Raw genomic sequence first — 14,627 nt, 5'->3', positions numbered from 1 at the left:
AAGTGTATCGTTGTCCGCTGTTGCCGCGTTGCCTCACCCGTTCGTGACTTTGCGCGGCTGCTGCGAGCCATTATCTCTTGCTTCAGATTTGTCAGGCTTGATGCAGGCCGAGGATTTTGGCTAACAAGGTCTGAAAGAGGTGTTGCCCCATGTCCCTTCGGTTCCTGATATCCCTGCTGGCCGGTGTCGCGTTGACGGGCGCGGCGCATGCCCAGGACTTGGGCAAGCTGAAGGGCGTCGTCGAGCTCTTCACCTCGCAGGGCTGCGCCTCCTGTCCGCCGGCGGACGCCGCGCTCAAGCAACTGATCGAGCAGGGCAATGTCGTGGCGCTGGCCTATCACGTCGACTACTGGAACTATCTCGGCTGGAACGACACCATGTCGTCGAAGGACAATACCGCCCGGCAATATGCCTATGCGCGGACACTCGGCCGCAGCAGCGTCTACACGCCGCAGGCCGTGCTGAATGGCCGGGATCATCTGAACGGCGCCGATCTCGGGGCTATCAACGTCAAGCTGGATGATCTTTCGCGTGCCGGACAGGGACTGACCGTTCCGGTCAGCGCCGCGATGAAGGGCGACGAACTGGAAATCGACATCGCGGCAGGCATGGGCAAGGCCAACGTGGTAGTTGCCTATTTTGACCGGGAACAGCGCGTCGACGTCACCAAGGGCGAAAATACCGGCCAGCAGATCGCCTACATGCACAGCGTTTCGGACGTCGAGACTGTCGGCATGTGGGAGGGCAAGCCGATGCACCTGACATTGCCTGCGAACGTAATGGACAAGGCCGGCCGCAAGGGGCTTGCCATCATGCTGCAGTCTTCGACGGCCACGGGAGATCCGGCAGCCATCATCGGGGCCACCGTCATGACTATGGGTGCAGACGACTAGCGGCGCCAGATCTTCGCTATCGCAAGTGTCTTCCACGCTGGATGCCCGGTGAAATCTGCACCGGCGCAAATCCGGATGCGCGGCATCTTGCAATTTTATTGCGGCGGGGCGACACTGTCACCCTGCTGTCATGGGCGGAGGCTTCGAGGAATTGATGACTGATCAGCCGGATTTGCGACGCGGCCAAAGCAACGGCGTCGATAGCAACTCTTCCGTTGTCGTCGATATTACTCAATATAAACAGAGCAAGGATATCCTGCCAGTGACGTTTCACAGGCGGGAGCTGGATGCGATACTGTGGATCTACGGTCGTATGGTGGGCGAGAACGAGTGGCGCGACTATGCCATCGACCATACCAAGGAAAAGGCGATTTTCTCGGTTTTCAAACGCTCCGGCGAGTTGCCGTTGTTTCGCATCGAGAAGGATCCGAAGCTTGCCGCCAAGCAGGGTGCCTACGCCGTCATCAACACAAACGGTATGATATTGAAGCGCGGGCACGATCTGCGCCAGGTGCTGAAGATTTTCGACAAGACGTTGAAACTGGTCGAGAAGTAATCGCTCCGAGGGGGGTTCTGCTATCTGTAGTAGCGGTCTGGAGCGGAGGGCCAGTGCGGCGGTGCTGCTGCACTCTGCCGGATACCCTCCAATTTTTCGTAGCTAATGCGTGCGATAGACCATGTAAAACGCCAGTCCCCAACACATCACCGTGGAAATGCTCAAAAGGAAAATGCCTATTTTCAATACGTATCTCCGTGGATGTTTCTACCGCAGGTGTGGGTACGTCGGGGCGGGACAAAGAGTTTCGGCGGCGACAGTCTTTTTTCATGCTTCCCCGTGAAGGGCCTGTCATTCGTAGGGCAGGACCTAAATCCTATTTTTGAGCTCGTTCGCGCTGATTGAACTATTTTTTGTCGAAGTGTTGTCTGGAGCTCGGCGCAATCCGCTGAAACCAATGCTGAATCTCTATTTTTTTAGAAGAAGTTGCGCTCCCCCGGGATAAAGCCCGGACTGGCACCCCAGCAGCTGACGGTATGATGCCAATTACCTTGAATTGTATTTATTTAAAATGCTACCCTTGATATCCATGAAGTAGGATTGTAATCCTACGATCTATGATCCCATGGAATCAGGCCGTGGCGCCAACATCAGAACCGCTGTCCGATGCCCAAGGGCGAGGCGAGGTCGCCGGCTTTCGCTTTTCCACGGCTGATAACGATGCACCCTTTGCCGCCTGGCGTGCAGTCCTCGCCACGCTGTTCGAAGCCACGCAGACCCAGAAAATTCCCCCTAGCGGGTTCAAGGCCGATCTTGTTGTCCAGCATTTCGGGACGTTCCTGCTTTGCCGCAGCTTTGCGGGCAGCGGGCGCTTTCTTCGTGACCATCGGCGGGTCTGTTCAGACGATCTGGACCATGTCGTTGTCTCCTCGGTGTTGAGCGGAGGGATCGCTGTCGGCGGCAAGGCGAGGCGGTTGCGGCCGGGAGACGTTACGGTCGTCGATCTTTCCTCGCCGATGCGTTTTGCCATGGTGGCGGCCGACGCGCTGCATCTGATCGTTCCGCGCGCCGGTTTGCCCAGTGCCGTGGCGTCCCTTTCGCCAATGCCATGCCGTGTTTTCCATGGCGACACCGCAATGGGTATTTTCCTGCGGGGTATCCTCGAAAGCCTCTCCAACGCTTCCCGCTATTTCAGCGCGCTCGAGGTCAATGCCCTAGGTGCCTGCTTTCCCGACCTGCTCGGCTGGTGCCTGGGGACCGTTCCCGCGGTTTCGGCGGCAACGACGAGGGGCGATCTCGGCCGGCGGCTGCGCCGTCATATCGAGGAGAATATCGACCGGGCAGACCTGACTGCCTCGCGGCTGGCGCGCGAGATCGGCGTATCCCGCAGTCAGCTCTATCGGCAGTTCGAGGCGAGCGGCGGTGTCGACACCTACATCCGTGGCCGGCGATTACGGCGCTCATTGCAGGCGCTTGCCGACCCACGACGCGCAGATGCCAGGATCGCCGACATCTCCTACGAAATGGGTTTTTCCGACGAGGCGCATTTCAGCCGGCTGTTTCGGCAGACCTTCGGGCAATCGCCGCGCGACATCAGAGCGGCGGCGCGCGCCGGCGACAGCAGTTTGAAGGGCCTGAAGTTGCCGCCGGGTCCCGTCCCCTCCTTTTCCGATTGGCTTCTCATGCTCGGCACCGGCTGACGAGGTTCGTGATTTGGGACGCCTGTCCAAGTTTGCGGGACGGGCATCCAAGGACAACCAGGAGGGGATCGCTAATATCCACAGCAACAACCGAGAAAGCCGAAGCAATTCAATTGTTCTCAAACGAATAGCGACAGGAAACGATACAATGTCGATCGATGCACAAGCGGGCGCCGGCACCACCTTCGAGCTGAAGGCCACCAACGACTCCAGCCTTCCGGGGCAGAATTATTTCAACGTCTATCCACCGATACTGACAAATCTGGACGCCAAAGCCCAGACCCTTGTCGCTCTGGTCTCCGATGCGACGAGCAAAGGGCAATCCACAACGATGACATGGCAAGGCGGTAACGGTGCGCTGTCGTTGTTTGCCGTCACGGCCGGAGCTAGCCCCGTCACCTCGCCTAGCACCGCAGTTGCGCTGGGCGACACCGTGGTCGTCGACTGGGCGGCCGGCGCTTTCACGATCACCCCCGCAGCCGGCGGATTAACCGGCAGCATCCAGGTGTCGTTCAGCGCCGAAGTCCCTCCTGGCACAAAGCTCGGCCTGGTGGTGGGTCCAGGATCGATCCTGGTTCGGCCAGCGATGGGCCAAGCAGTACTCACCCTGACGCCCGACATGTCTCTGGTTGCAACGGTGTCGTTCGGTACTGCCTTTCAGCTGCCGCCACCGCCTGTCTCCGATGTCAGCCAACCGATGCTGGTGACGTTCCAGCCGGGGACCTCGAGCAGCGGCCCGCTCGCAACCGCAGAGATCTCGGTCGGAGTGACCGACGAGATCGTCCAGCTCGGCTAGCTGCAATTTCCGATTGCCCGGCTTCCGCCACCGAGCCGGGCATCCTCGCCGTCTCCATGCTCCGCACGACTGGAGCGGCGAGGCGGGCCGGCACCGCATCCTCCCTTGGGCGGCGCCGGCCTCTTGATCACAGGGGATTTTCTGCAACGAAAGGCGACGACAATGACGACTTACTCTCTGACATGTATCAATAACTCGCAGATGTCCGGCAGCTTCGCGATCTTCCAGAAGCCACCACCGATGACCATTCCCGGCAACATCTTTTCGCTGGCCTGGTTCGCCCGGCCGACGGCCGTGTCCAGCAAAGTCACCTTTACCTGGGGTCTCGACTACAGCTTCGTCTGGTCGGAGACTGGCCTGCTGCAGCCCGGCATCAACTTTGCCGCAACACAGAATGTCGCAGCCGATCCGAACGGGCAGAACGTCGTGCAGCTGACGCAAGACAGTTTCGGTGCCACCACCTTCGCCAATCCCGCCGGTACGGGTGCAATCGGCTCCCTGACGATCCAGCAGCTGTCCAACGTCCAGCCCAACTACACGTCTGTTGGCATCGGCATGGCGGGATCCGGGACCCACGCCGTCCAGGCGGCTCCGAACATGACGGCCGTCTTCACGCCGCATCCAAACTACTGGGTGATCTTCGGCAACTACACGACGGGCGACGTCATGGACATCGAGGACATCAGCTCGGCGGTCGAGGTGACGTACGGCGGCGCGCTGACATCGCGGACGGCCACGCTCGGCCTGAACAATCTGATCACCACAGCCTGATCTTCGGGACGGCGGCCCTGTTGCCGCCGTCCCGGACCTCTGCGGGCAACCTGCCGCAGATCCTGAGATGGCAACGCCCATCTTTGACAGACTTCGGAGCGTCCCAAGCACGCTCTGCCTAGCCCCCCAAACATTGCGGTGACCCGTCACCGCTTCTGCATTTCCGGCAACGCTCTGCGCATGGTGCGACGAGCGACCACTCCCTTATTGTGAAAAGGAAAGTCCAATGAAAATCGACAAACTGCGTCACAGCCTGTTGGCAGCGATGCTTGCCTCTTTCACCACCATCGGTCTCGCGAACCATGCCCAGGCCTATGACGTCTATCATACGGTACATGCCGCCGCGAATGGCGCCGTGGACTGGAGCCTGGCGAGCTTCGGTGTCAGCGGCGTCAACCCGAACCTGTCGTTTTTTTACGCCGCTAGCGACGTCGAGGCGCAGCAACTTTTGCCCCGATATGAATGCTTTGTTAAAGTCCATCTTGCCAATACCGTTGCTCATCCGCTGCAAAATGCCCAGGATATCGCCGGCGATGTGAGCGTTGCCATCGGCGGTCCGAACAATCCTCTGCCTTTTCCATGGAGAATCGTTTTCGACAATGTGCCGCCAGGCCACTGGAACATCGGCAAGGGCGAAATGGTAAACATCGTGCCCCAGCCTCCTCCCTCCAACAATACAGCCTCCAGGGTCGCGGCATTGGGCTTTCATAATCTCGCCTTCAATGCCAATAATTTCGGCGTAACGGTCATCAATGGCTCGCAGCAAAATTGCATGCGCTGAAGGTTTCCCGGTAGATCTGAGTTCTTCTGGTAAAAGTGTTTCGCCGCTGGGCAACCTTGCCTGGCGGCTTCCCAATGGGAGTCCCGCATGGCAATTCTTCATCACGCCTTTCGTTGTCCAGCTACGGCCGAATTCGACCAGACGGTTTCGACACTTCTGGCCGCATGGAGCCGGCGCGACTACCGAGAGCTTTCAACCTTGGCGCTGGCCGGGTACGGCTCGCTGGCAGAGCGCGAAGATCTGCGATCGGCGTTCCGGCTTCATCAAGAGGGAGTTGTTTCGTCGCGGATGCAGCCACAGTTCATAAGCCCGGGGCTCGCTGCCCTGACTACACTGGCCGGCGCCTTCCTTCGGATTCCTGGCCTTAGCGCCAGCAACGATGCCAACCATCACCTGCTGGAGACGCAGCTGCCCCTGCTGGGTTGGTCGTCGGAGGACATCAACTTCCTTCTCAGGGGAAATCAGGTTGAGGTGATGCTGGAAAGCTACGCGGCGTCGGCTGAGACTCTCGATCAAGGCGGCTATCGCGACACCGGTGGCTGGACGCCGGGACGCACCGTGCAGGCGTTGAAGAAACGTCTCGATCAATTGGCTGTCGGCATCTCGCCACACGCCGACGACCAGGCCCTGGCTGCGTGGTCACTTTTAAAAGAGAGCCATGCCCTTGCCGACGCACAGGCAATGCTGGCAGAGATCACCGATCAAGACTGGCTGGTGATGACCATCACAGCGTGACGACCGCGATCTCATCGGTAATAGAGCTGAAAAAATACAAAAAACGGGGGCAAGCGTGCCCCCGTTTCGTCAAACTAATCCGACCTATCGGCAAGAGCCGATTGCGTCTCTGTCACTTCCGGTTGCCCATGAACTGCAGCAAGAACATGAACAGGTTGATGAAGTCGAGGTACAGGGTCAGGGCGCCCATGATGGCCTTGCGGCCGGCAACGACGTCATCGTCTGCTTCGAAATACAGTTCCTTGATCCGCTGCGTGTCGTAGGCGGTGAGGCCGGCAAACACGAGCACGCCGATTGCCGAGATGGCAAACTGCAGGGCCGAGGACTGCATGAAGATGTTGACGACCGAGGCGATGATGATGCCGAACAGGCCCATCATCAGGAACGAACCCATCGCCGACAGGCTGCGCTTAGTCGTGTAGCCGTAGAGCGAAAGCGCACCGAAGGCGGCAGCCGTGATGAAGAACGTCTGGACGACACTACCGGTTGTGTAGACCAGGAAGATCGACGACAGCGACAATCCGACCAGGCCCGCATAGACCATGAATGTCGTCCGAGCAGCGGACACGCTCATGTTGTTGATGCGGAAGCTCAGGAAGAACACGGCAGCCAGGGGCGCCAGCATGATGACCCACTTCAGCGGCGAGCCGTAGACGGCAACGCCGGCGCTGGTCAGCATGACGCCGTGGAAATTGGCCGCTGCCTGTGTCGGGTCAGTGGTCGTGGTGAGCGCGATCAGGGCGTAGGCGGCGACGCCCGTCAGCACCAGACCCAGTGCCATCAGGTTGTAGACCTTCAGCATGTAGCTGCGAAGGCCCTCGTCGATCATTGCGCCCGATTGCGCGCCGGTTGCCCGGTTGGGGAAATTACGAAAGTCAGCCATGTTTTCCTCTTTCAAGCTCCGAGTGGATGACGGTGTCGGGCACTTCAGTCCCGGGCGCCGCTGCGGAGCTCCAGCATGCCTGACGAGAATATGAGGCTTTCGAGGCGCGCGTACAAGAGCCAACGATCTGCAATCGGGTTAAATCGATGTAACCTCGGGGCTTTTGGCCGCTTGGGTTAATGGCGGACCCTAGAGTTCGCGCAGCACGGGTGCTGCTTTCTGGCCTAGAATGCGCCACGTGCCGATGAGGCCGATACCGACCGTCAGCACCAGGGCGATGACGATGGTCGAAAAGGCGACGTCCGGCAGGAAGCTTGACGGCAAATGCATGATCCGGCTGACGATGTACCATGCCGCGACTGAGCCGGCAGTGAGCGCAAAGATCGCCGTTGCCACGCCGAGAATGAGGTATTCGTAGGTGAAGGCGCGGATCAGCATGGCGCGGGTCGCCCCCAGCGTCTTCAGCACCACGGCATCGTGGGTGCGGGCCCTGTTGCCGGCGGCAAGGGCACCGGCGAGCACCAGCACCGAGGCGATCAGCGCGATCGAGGCGGCGGCACGGATGGCCGTCGCAAGCTGGGCCACGAGGGAGTTGATCATATCGAGCGCATCCTTGACGCGGACGCTGGTGATAGTCGGATAGGCATTGGTCACGGTTCGCAGGATCGTCGCCTCCTGCTCGGCCGTCGCGGACGGGTCTGTCAGCGTCGCCAGCCAGGCGTGTGGCGCGCCCTTGAAGGTGTTCGGGGTGAAGATCATGACGAAATTGATCGACAGCGATTGCCATTCCACCTTGCGGAAGTTGGCGATCTTGGCCGTCATGTTGCGCCCGAGCACATTGACGGTGAAGGTGTCTCCGAGCTTCAGGCCCAGCGCCTTGCCTTCCTCCTGCGAGAACGACACCAGCGGTTCGCCGGTATATCCCTTGTCCCACCACTTGCCTTCGGTGATGGCGGCATTTTCCGGCGGCGTTTCGGCATAGGTGATGCCTCGGTCGCCGCGCAGCACCCATTGGCCGGCCGGCGGGACCTGGCGCTTGGTGACATCCTCGCCGTTGAAGGCGGTGATGCGGCCGCGCAGCATCGGCACCTCGGTCAGCTTGCCCTTCGGCGCCTGCGCTGTGACCAGCGTCTTGAAGCCCTCGAGTTCGCTGCCCTGGATATCGACGAAGAAGAAGTTCGGCGCCTGGTCTGCCATGTGGCCGGTCAGTTCGCGCCGCATGTTGCTGTCGATCAGCGTCAGCGTCACCAGCAGTGCCAGGCCGAGGCCGAGAGACAGCACGACCGATGCGGTCAGCGCGCCGGGCCGATGGATGTTGCCGATAGCAAGCCGCAATGCCGGCGAGTTGACGCGCGGACTGCGCCTTGCGAGCCATGCGAGGCCCCAGGCAACCAGCCGCAGGACTGCAAAGGCCACGGCGATGGCAACGATGAAGACGATGGCGATAAAGCGGTCATAGGCGGTGAAGATGGCCAGCGTGGAGAGGGCTGCGAGCAGCAACGCTGCGCCGAGGAGATAGGGCCAGGACGGCAGCTTGCGGGTCTCGAAGCCCTGCTCGCGGAACAGCGCGGTCGCCGGCACTTCGCGGGCGTGGCCGAGCGGCAGGATGGCGAAGGCGAGCGTGGTCAGGAGGCCGAACAGCGCGGCCAGCGTCAGCGCTCCCGGGTAGAGGGTCGGCGCTGTCGAGACCGGCAGGAACTGCGCCATGAACTGAGACGCGAAAATCGGGGCTATCGCGCCGATCACAAGGCCGACAAGAATGCCGGCCAGCGCGATCAGGGCGATCTGGATCAGATAGATCATCACTACCACGGAGGCGGGCGCGCCGAGGCATTTGAAGGTAGCGATGGTCGTGCGTTTGCTGTCGAGAAAGGCGCGCACGGCATTGGCCACACCGACGCCGCCGACGATCAGTGCCGTCAGGCCGACGAGGGTGAGGAATTGTGAGAAGCGGGTGATGTTATCGGCCAGCGACGGTGCCGCCTTGTCGCTGGTGCGGATCGACCATCCGGCTTGCGGAAATGCCTTGTTGGCGCGGTCTGCAATGCCTTTCAGTCCATTGGCAGGGTCTGCCATGCGGATCTTGTAGCCATGCTCGACGAGGCTGCCGTTCTGCACCAGGCCGGAGGCTGTCAGGGCATCGGCGCTGGTGAGTAATCTCGGCGCAAAGGCAAAGCCCTCGGAAATCGCATCCGGTTCGTTCTTGATCGTGCCTGAAATCCGCAGCTTGGCGCTGCCCAGCAGCAGTTCGCTGCCGATTTTCAGGTTAAGGCGATCGAGCAGCAGGGGCGCTACCAGGGCGCCATAGGTGCCGTCCTTTTCCGCCAGAAGCGTCGAAAGCGGCTGATCCGGTTCGGCTTCGAATTTCCCGTAGAGCGGATAGGCCTGATCGACGGCCTTGACCTCGACCAGCGACTGGTCGGTACCATCCGGCAGGCGCGCCATCGATCGCACACCTGTCGACGCAGAAAGCGTGCCGAGGCCTTTGAGATAGGACATCTCTTCAGGCGTCGCCTCGCGATTGTTGATTTCAAAGCGTACGTCGCCGGCCAGCAGCGTCTGCCCCTGCGTTGCGATGGCGTCGGTAATCGAGCGCGAAACGGAATTGACGGCGGCGATGGCGCCGGTGCCGAGCGCGATACAGGCGAGGAAGATATAAAATCCGCGCAGGCCGCCGCGCAGTTCGCGCAGTGCCAGACGGAAGGCGAGGGATAGGCGGGCGCCGCCGAGCGTCATGCGAAAACTGCCTGCTGGTCGGACGCCTTCGTGTTGTCGCTGTCGATTGCGCCGGAGCGCACCCGGATCTGGCGCGAGCAGCGGGCCGCCAGCGCGTTGTCGTGGGTGACCAGCAACAGCGTGGTGCCGCGCTCGGCCTGCTTTGCGAAAAGCAGGTCGGCGATCTGCCGGCCGGTGTCTGTGTCAAGGTTGCCGGTCGGTTCGTCGGCGATGATCAGGGCCGGCGAGGGGGCGAGAGCGCGTGCAATCGCCACGCGCTGCTGTTCGCCGCCCGAGAGCTGGCCGGGATAGTGGGTTAGACGTTCGCCAAGCCCAACGGACTCCAGTTCGCGGCGGGCGATGTCGAAGGCGTCCCGCACATTCGCCAGTTCCAGCGGCACCGCGACATTTTCCAGCGCCGTCATGTTGGCGATCAGGTGGAAGGACTGGAAGACGATGCCGATGTTGCGGCCGCGGAAATCGGCGACCTTGTCTTCGCTGAGGGCATGCAGCGGAGTGTCGCGAATGATGATTTCGCCGCTGTCGAGGCTCTCCAGCCCGGCCAGAACCATCAGCAGCGTCGATTTGCCTGATCCGGAAGGACCGACGATGCCGACGGATTCGCCTTCGAAAATGGTCAGGTCGATGCCTTTCAGCACATGCACCGACGCGGCGGCGTTGCCCAGCGTCAAATCCGCCTTCTTCAGCTCGATGATTGTTTTAGCCAATGAGAACTGCCCTATATAAGCGAAGACGGGTCGCTGCTGCGCGCCCAATGCAGGCAATCTAGGGAATCGATCATGCGTTTTAAAGTTGCCGGGTTTCAATTCGTCGTCATTGCCGCTGCCCTTGTGTTCGGCCTCTGCGGTCCGGCTGCCGCCAGAACCATCCAGCTGGTCGGTCTCGGCGACAGCCTGATGGCCGGTTACATGCTGCCACCGGGGGACGGTTTTCCGGCAAAGCTCCAGGCCGCGTTGAAAGCCAAGGGGCTCGATGTCGCGGTTTCCGATGCCGGTGTGTCCGGCGACACGACCTCCGGCGGGTTGGCGCGGACAGACTGGTCAGTGCCAGACGGTACCGATGGCGTCATTCTCGAACTCGGCGCCAACGATGCGCTGCGTGGCATTGCACCGGAGGAGAGCGAGAAGAACCTCGATGCGATCATCGCCAAGCTAAAGGAACGCAAAATTCCCGTTCTTCTGGCCGGCATGCTGGCGCCGCCGAATATGGGCGGGGATTATGCCGCCCGTTTCAACCCGATCTACAAGCGGCTGGCCGACAAGTACCAGTTGCCGTTGTACCCATTCTTCCTTGACGGCGTTGCTGGCCAGGCAAAGTTGCAACTGCAGGATGGCATGCATCCCAATCCGGAAGGGGTCGATGTCATGGTGCAGCGGATTATGCCACAGGTGACAAGTTTCATTGGGACGATCGCTGCGGTGCAGAAATAGACACTTGCGCCGCATTTGATTGCGTGATTCGCTGCATGTATCTGCAAAAGATTCGGGGATCTCGCCATGCCGAGACTGTTTACCGCCCTCGAAATTCCCCGTAACGCGGCGATGAGCCTGTCGTTGTTGCGCGGTGGTCTACCGGGCGCCCGGTGGATTGACGTAGAGAACTACCACATCACCTTGCGCTTCATCGGGGACGTCGATGGCCGGACCGCCGATGAAATCGTCGAGCGCCTGGACCGGATCGAAAGGCCCGAATTTCAGATCAAGCTGGATGGCATCGGTGCCTTCGGCTCCAAGAAGCCGCACTCGGTCTGGGCCGGCGTTACGCCAAATCCCGAAATGTATGCGCTGCAGGGCGAGATCGAGCGGATCTGCCAGCGGGTCGGCCTGTCGGCGGATCCCCGGAAATTCATGCCGCACGTTACGCTGGCCCGGTTGAAATCGTCACGTCTGGACGATGTCGCGCACTATCTCTCTGGCCGCGGCGATTTCCAGACATCGCTGTTCACGGCGTCACGCTTTGTGCTGCTATCGTCTCGGGAATCGGTTGGCGGCGGTCCGTATCTGACGGAAGAGATTTTTCCGCTTCACGAGGTGCGAACTTTCCCGGCGGTTTCCAGCAAGGCCTTGCAGCCGGTCAAGAGCATGCTGTAGACGCGGTCAAAATCATCCCGGCCGCCGTAGTAGGGATCGGGGATATCTTCCCCGGTTTCCAGAGCATAGCGATTGAAGAGATGCAGCTTGGCCGCGTTTGCGCCACTCGCCATCTTTTCGAGAACCCTTAAATTGTCACGATCAAGCGCCAGGATCAGGTCGAAACGATCGAAGTCGGCAGCTACGATGCGGCGTGCGCGCTGGGCAGCAATATCGATGCCGTGGACAGCCGCAACAGCGATCGAGCGCGGGTCTGGCGGGTTGCCCTGATGCCATCCGCCGGTGCCGGCCGAGTCGATATCGAACTCTGCGGCGCGTCCGGCGTTTATTGCCATATGTCTGAAAATTCCTTCGGCGAGCGGCGAGCGACAGATGTTGCCCATGCAGACGAAGAGGATCTTGAAACGATGCATACGAACTTTCGACTGTTCAAACGAGGGCCACCGACATGAAATACGACAAACTTGAAGCGACGGCCATAGAAGAAAAGATGACCGGCCTTGACGGCTGGACGCTTGCGGGGGACGCGAAATCGATCACCAGAAGCTTCAAATTCGCCAACTTTCGCGAAGCCTTCGGTTTCATGACGGAAAGCGCGCTTGCGGCGGAAAAGTTCGATCATCATCCCGAATGGTTCAACGTCTACTCGAAGGTCGAGGTGACGCTGACCACCCATGATGCCGGCGGATTGACGGAGCAGGATTTTCGCATGGCGAAAGCGATGGACAAGGCTGCGGCCGGCCGTATCGGTTGATTGCTCGAGCCGCCGCTTCCATATGTGTGCCTCAAGGGTCCCACAGGATTTTCCAGCAATGCAAGATATCAAGTTCGGCGAGATTCTTCTTCCAGGCGATGACGATACCCGTCAAAGCCGGGAGAAGACCGTGCGCCGCAAGTTCTGGCCGGCACTTCGCAAGGCAATCCGCTACGTCCCGTTTGCGCGCGACATGGTTGCTGCCTTTTACTGCGCTCTCGATCCGCAAACGCCTGCGCGCGTGCGAGGCATCTTGCTGGCAGCGCTTGCCTATTTCGTGATGCCCTTCGATATCATTCCGGATTTCATGGCGGTCGTGGGCTACACGGATGACATAGCGGTGCTGACGGCAGCGTTTCGCATGGTCAGCGGGCATATCAACGAAAGTCACTACGATGCCGCCGACCGGGCGCTGGCGGATGAACTGGATGCCGGCAAGCCGGCCTAGCAGGTGAGCGCAGGCAGACGGCGACCTAGACTGCCTCAAGCCGTTTCTTAAGCTTGCCGAAAGCCAGCCTGATGCGCGACTTGACAGTCCCGAGCGGCAGGCCGGTGATGGCAGCGATCTCCGAGTGCGATTGTCCGAGGAAGAATGCGGCGCGCAGAAGCTCCTGCTGTTCGTGCGGCAACTCGGCCATTGCAGCGCGCACCTGTGCATCGCGGTCTTCGTATTCCATGACGACGTCGGCCGCCAATTCGCCGATTGGCTGCAATCCCGGATCATTATCGTCGAGCACACGAATTTTTGATCGACGCTGCATATCGATGCGGCGATTGCGGGCGATACGGAAAATCCAGGTCGACAGCGAAGAGCGTGCCGGGTCGTATAGCCCAGCCTTGTGCCAGAGGACGATCATCACCTCCTGGACAAGCTCCTCTGCCTCTCCATCGGCCATGCGCTGCCGCAAAAGCCAGGACTTCAGCCTTGGCGCGAAGTAGTCGTACAGATGGGAAAACGCCGTCTGGTCACGGCGCTCGGCAACGGCCCTGGCGAGGACAGCAAAGCGCTGTTTTTCCTTCGCATCCATTTCCCCTCCACCTGCCCCCCAGCTCTTGCAACTCGCAACCGTCGTCCGAATGGTTTATGAGGTACAGCGGATTTTATAAACGTCAAACTCTTGCCTGAATCTTTCTGTCTTAAATCGCTATAAAGGCTGGCGATCTCGCCAATCAGGTCCATCTATCTTCAGAAGTTTCGACAATCTTTCGATCATAGCTTGACTGAATTGGCACAGTTAAGAGGCAATCGCCCATCCCATTGACGGTTTGGTAACCGAAATTACGCCAAAATAAGGCGCCTCGTGAATACGCATCTCCCGACGAAATTCACGTCGGGCTCTGGATCGCAAGAAACCGGCAGGAAATCATGTTTGTAAAAAGCTCCGCAATCGCCCTCACGCTCGTTCTGGCCACCGCCGGCATCGCATCCGCTCAGAAAACCAAGCCAAAGGCCGCGCCTGCGGCTGCCGCCCAGACGCAATCTGCAGCGCCGACCCGCATCAAGCAGTTCGATGCCTGGGGTGCCTATTCCTACCAGTCGGGAACCGGCAAGGTGTGCTACGTCCTGTCGGTGCCGACGGCAAAGCTGCCGGCAACGGGCATCGACCACGGCGACAACTTCTTCATCGTCACCCAGCGCCCCGGCCAGAACATCTCCTACGAGCCCCAGGCGATGATGGGCTATGTGCTGAAGGAAAACTCCAAGGTCAACGTGACCATCGACAACAAGACCTTCGTCATGTTCACCAAGGACAAGGCTGCATGGGTCGAGAACGCCGCACAGGAGCCGGCTTTGGTCTCGGCCATGAAGACCGGCCACTCCCTGACCGTCACTGCAACGTCGAAGAAGGGTACGGGCACGTCCTACACCTACTCGCTGGCTGGCATTTCCGCCTCGCTGAAGCAGATCGAGAGCTGCAAGTAGGCTGGGCCGGTTTCCGCTTTTCGTGTGTGAAAAGCGCGGGCGCAAGATCATGGAGGCTGGCCTTTGGC

Annotated in this window: 17 protein-coding genes; 12 read left to right on the top strand and 5 right to left on the bottom strand. The window is 60.2% G+C overall.

Features of this window, described 5'->3' with window-relative positions:
• Positions 1-149 precede the first annotated feature (149 nt).
• The 7 genes from J5289_RS00765 (at position 150) to J5289_RS00735 (ending at position 6,172) form a co-directional block, all read left to right on the top strand.
• Positions 150-893 (top strand): thioredoxin family protein, encoded by a 744-nt coding sequence (locus J5289_RS00765; RefSeq protein ID WP_209185289.1) that lies wholly within the window; start codon positions 150-152, stop codon positions 891-893.
• Positions 894-1,047: 154 nt separating this feature from the next.
• The gene (locus J5289_RS00760; RefSeq protein ID WP_209185288.1) at positions 1,048-1,449 is read left to right on the top strand and encodes a DUF2794 domain-containing protein; all 402 of its coding nucleotides are present in this window, start codon (positions 1,048-1,050) and stop codon (positions 1,447-1,449) included.
• 578 nt (positions 1,450-2,027) lie between these two features.
• Positions 2,028-3,089, top strand: a complete 1,062-nt coding sequence (locus J5289_RS00755) for a helix-turn-helix domain-containing protein (protein WP_209187644.1) — start codon at positions 2,028-2,030, stop codon at positions 3,087-3,089.
• 148 nt (positions 3,090-3,237) lie between these two features.
• Positions 3,238-3,885, top strand: a complete 648-nt coding sequence (locus tag J5289_RS00750; protein ID WP_209185286.1) for a hypothetical protein — start codon at positions 3,238-3,240, stop codon at positions 3,883-3,885.
• A 162-nt stretch (positions 3,886-4,047) separates the two neighbouring features.
• Positions 4,048-4,656: a hypothetical protein gene (locus J5289_RS00745; protein WP_111219670.1), complete on the top strand. Its 609-nt coding sequence runs from the start codon at positions 4,048-4,050 to the stop codon at positions 4,654-4,656.
• A 226-nt stretch (positions 4,657-4,882) separates the two neighbouring features.
• Positions 4,883-5,437, top strand: a complete 555-nt coding sequence (locus J5289_RS00740) for a hypothetical protein (RefSeq protein ID WP_209185285.1) — start codon at positions 4,883-4,885, stop codon at positions 5,435-5,437.
• An 87-nt stretch (positions 5,438-5,524) separates the two neighbouring features.
• Positions 5,525-6,172, top strand: coding sequence for a hypothetical protein (locus J5289_RS00735; RefSeq protein ID WP_209185284.1), 648 nt, complete (start codon positions 5,525-5,527; stop codon positions 6,170-6,172).
• Positions 6,173-6,284: 112 nt separating this feature from the next.
• Here J5289_RS00735 and J5289_RS00730 read toward each other — a convergent pair whose 3' ends face one another.
• From J5289_RS00730 to J5289_RS00720, 3 genes are all read right to left on the bottom strand, one after another.
• Positions 6,285-7,055 (bottom strand): Bax inhibitor-1/YccA family protein, encoded by a 771-nt coding sequence (locus J5289_RS00730; protein WP_111219676.1) that lies wholly within the window; start codon positions 7,053-7,055, stop codon positions 6,285-6,287.
• 189 nt (positions 7,056-7,244) lie between these two features.
• Positions 7,245-9,791, bottom strand: coding sequence for an ABC transporter permease (locus tag J5289_RS00725; RefSeq protein ID WP_209207508.1), 2,547 nt, complete (start codon positions 9,789-9,791; stop codon positions 7,245-7,247).
• The gene (locus J5289_RS00720) at positions 9,788-10,498 is read right to left on the bottom strand and encodes an ABC transporter ATP-binding protein (protein WP_209185282.1); all 711 of its coding nucleotides are present in this window, start codon (positions 10,496-10,498) and stop codon (positions 9,788-9,790) included. The genes J5289_RS00725 and J5289_RS00720 overlap by 4 nt, the downstream gene beginning before the upstream one ends.
• Before the next feature lie 72 nt (positions 10,499-10,570).
• Between J5289_RS00720 and J5289_RS00715 the strand changes: the two genes are divergently transcribed.
• Entirely contained in the window at positions 10,571-11,221 is a 651-nt protein-coding gene (locus J5289_RS00715) for an arylesterase (protein WP_209185281.1), read from the top strand.
• Between the two features lie 66 nt (positions 11,222-11,287).
• A complete protein-coding gene (gene thpR, locus J5289_RS00710) occupies positions 11,288-11,881 on the top strand; it encodes an RNA 2',3'-cyclic phosphodiesterase (protein ID WP_209185280.1) in 594 nt (197 codons plus the stop codon).
• On the opposite strand, the gene J5289_RS00705 is transcribed toward thpR, so the two are convergent.
• Positions 11,815-12,294, bottom strand: coding sequence for a low molecular weight protein-tyrosine-phosphatase (locus J5289_RS00705; protein ID WP_209185279.1), 480 nt, complete (start codon positions 12,292-12,294; stop codon positions 11,815-11,817). The genes thpR and J5289_RS00705 overlap by 67 nt on opposite strands.
• Before the next feature lie 35 nt (positions 12,295-12,329).
• On the opposite strand from J5289_RS00705, the gene J5289_RS00700 reads away from it, so the two are divergent.
• Complete coding sequence (locus J5289_RS00700; RefSeq protein WP_209185278.1) at positions 12,330-12,635, top strand: 4a-hydroxytetrahydrobiopterin dehydratase; 306 nt, start codon at positions 12,330-12,332, stop codon at positions 12,633-12,635.
• A 58-nt stretch (positions 12,636-12,693) separates the two neighbouring features.
• The gene (locus J5289_RS00695) at positions 12,694-13,083 is read left to right on the top strand and encodes a YkvA family protein (RefSeq protein ID WP_142824678.1); all 390 of its coding nucleotides are present in this window, start codon (positions 12,694-12,696) and stop codon (positions 13,081-13,083) included.
• 25 nt (positions 13,084-13,108) lie between these two features.
• Here J5289_RS00695 and J5289_RS00690 read toward each other — a convergent pair whose 3' ends face one another.
• Positions 13,109-13,663 (bottom strand): sigma-70 family RNA polymerase sigma factor, encoded by a 555-nt coding sequence (locus J5289_RS00690; RefSeq protein WP_142824679.1) that lies wholly within the window; start codon positions 13,661-13,663, stop codon positions 13,109-13,111.
• Between the two features lie 338 nt (positions 13,664-14,001).
• Here J5289_RS00690 and J5289_RS00685 point away from each other — a divergent pair, with 338 nt between their 5' ends.
• A complete protein-coding gene (locus tag J5289_RS00685) occupies positions 14,002-14,559 on the top strand; it encodes an invasion associated locus B family protein (protein WP_142824680.1) in 558 nt (185 codons plus the stop codon).
• Positions 14,560-14,627: the final 68 nt, after the last annotated feature.

The organism is Rhizobium sp. B230/85, assembly GCF_019355735.1.
Taxonomy (GTDB): domain Bacteria; phylum Pseudomonadota; class Alphaproteobacteria; order Rhizobiales; family Rhizobiaceae; genus Rhizobium; species Rhizobium rhododendri.
Note: the sequence above shows the minus strand (reverse complement) of the source record. Positions and strands in the feature narration are given on the sequence as shown.

Excerpts from the sequence above, each read along its gene's own strand:
- J5289_RS00730 (WP_111219676.1), bottom strand. The coding sequence starts at position 7,055 with ATGGCTGACTTTCGTAATTTCCCCAACCGGGCAACCGGCGCGCAATCG.
- J5289_RS00750 (WP_209185286.1), top strand. The coding sequence starts at position 3,238 with ATGTCGATCGATGCACAAGCGGGCGCCGGCACCACCTTCGAGCTGAAG.
- J5289_RS00705 (WP_209185279.1), bottom strand. The coding sequence starts at position 12,294 with ATGCATCGTTTCAAGATCCTCTTCGTCTGCATGGGCAACATCTGTCGC.
- J5289_RS00760 (WP_209185288.1), top strand. The coding sequence starts at position 1,048 with ATGACTGATCAGCCGGATTTGCGACGCGGCCAAAGCAACGGCGTCGAT.
- thpR (WP_209185280.1), top strand. The coding sequence starts at position 11,288 with ATGCCGAGACTGTTTACCGCCCTCGAAATTCCCCGTAACGCGGCGATG.
- J5289_RS00740 (WP_209185285.1), top strand. The coding sequence starts at position 4,883 with ATGAAAATCGACAAACTGCGTCACAGCCTGTTGGCAGCGATGCTTGCC.
- J5289_RS00765 (WP_209185289.1), top strand. The coding sequence starts at position 150 with ATGTCCCTTCGGTTCCTGATATCCCTGCTGGCCGGTGTCGCGTTGACG.
- J5289_RS00695 (WP_142824678.1), top strand. The coding sequence starts at position 12,694 with ATGCAAGATATCAAGTTCGGCGAGATTCTTCTTCCAGGCGATGACGAT.
- J5289_RS00700 (WP_209185278.1), top strand. The coding sequence starts at position 12,330 with ATGAAATACGACAAACTTGAAGCGACGGCCATAGAAGAAAAGATGACC.
- J5289_RS00735 (WP_209185284.1), top strand. The coding sequence starts at position 5,525 with ATGGCAATTCTTCATCACGCCTTTCGTTGTCCAGCTACGGCCGAATTC.
- J5289_RS00715 (WP_209185281.1), top strand. The coding sequence starts at position 10,571 with ATGCGTTTTAAAGTTGCCGGGTTTCAATTCGTCGTCATTGCCGCTGCC.
- J5289_RS00745 (WP_111219670.1), top strand. The coding sequence starts at position 4,048 with ATGACGACTTACTCTCTGACATGTATCAATAACTCGCAGATGTCCGGC.
- J5289_RS00690 (WP_142824679.1), bottom strand. The coding sequence starts at position 13,663 with ATGGATGCGAAGGAAAAACAGCGCTTTGCTGTCCTCGCCAGGGCCGTT.
- J5289_RS00685 (WP_142824680.1), top strand. The coding sequence starts at position 14,002 with ATGTTTGTAAAAAGCTCCGCAATCGCCCTCACGCTCGTTCTGGCCACC.
- J5289_RS00725 (WP_209207508.1), bottom strand. The coding sequence starts at position 9,791 with ATGACGCTCGGCGGCGCCCGCCTATCCCTCGCCTTCCGTCTGGCACTG.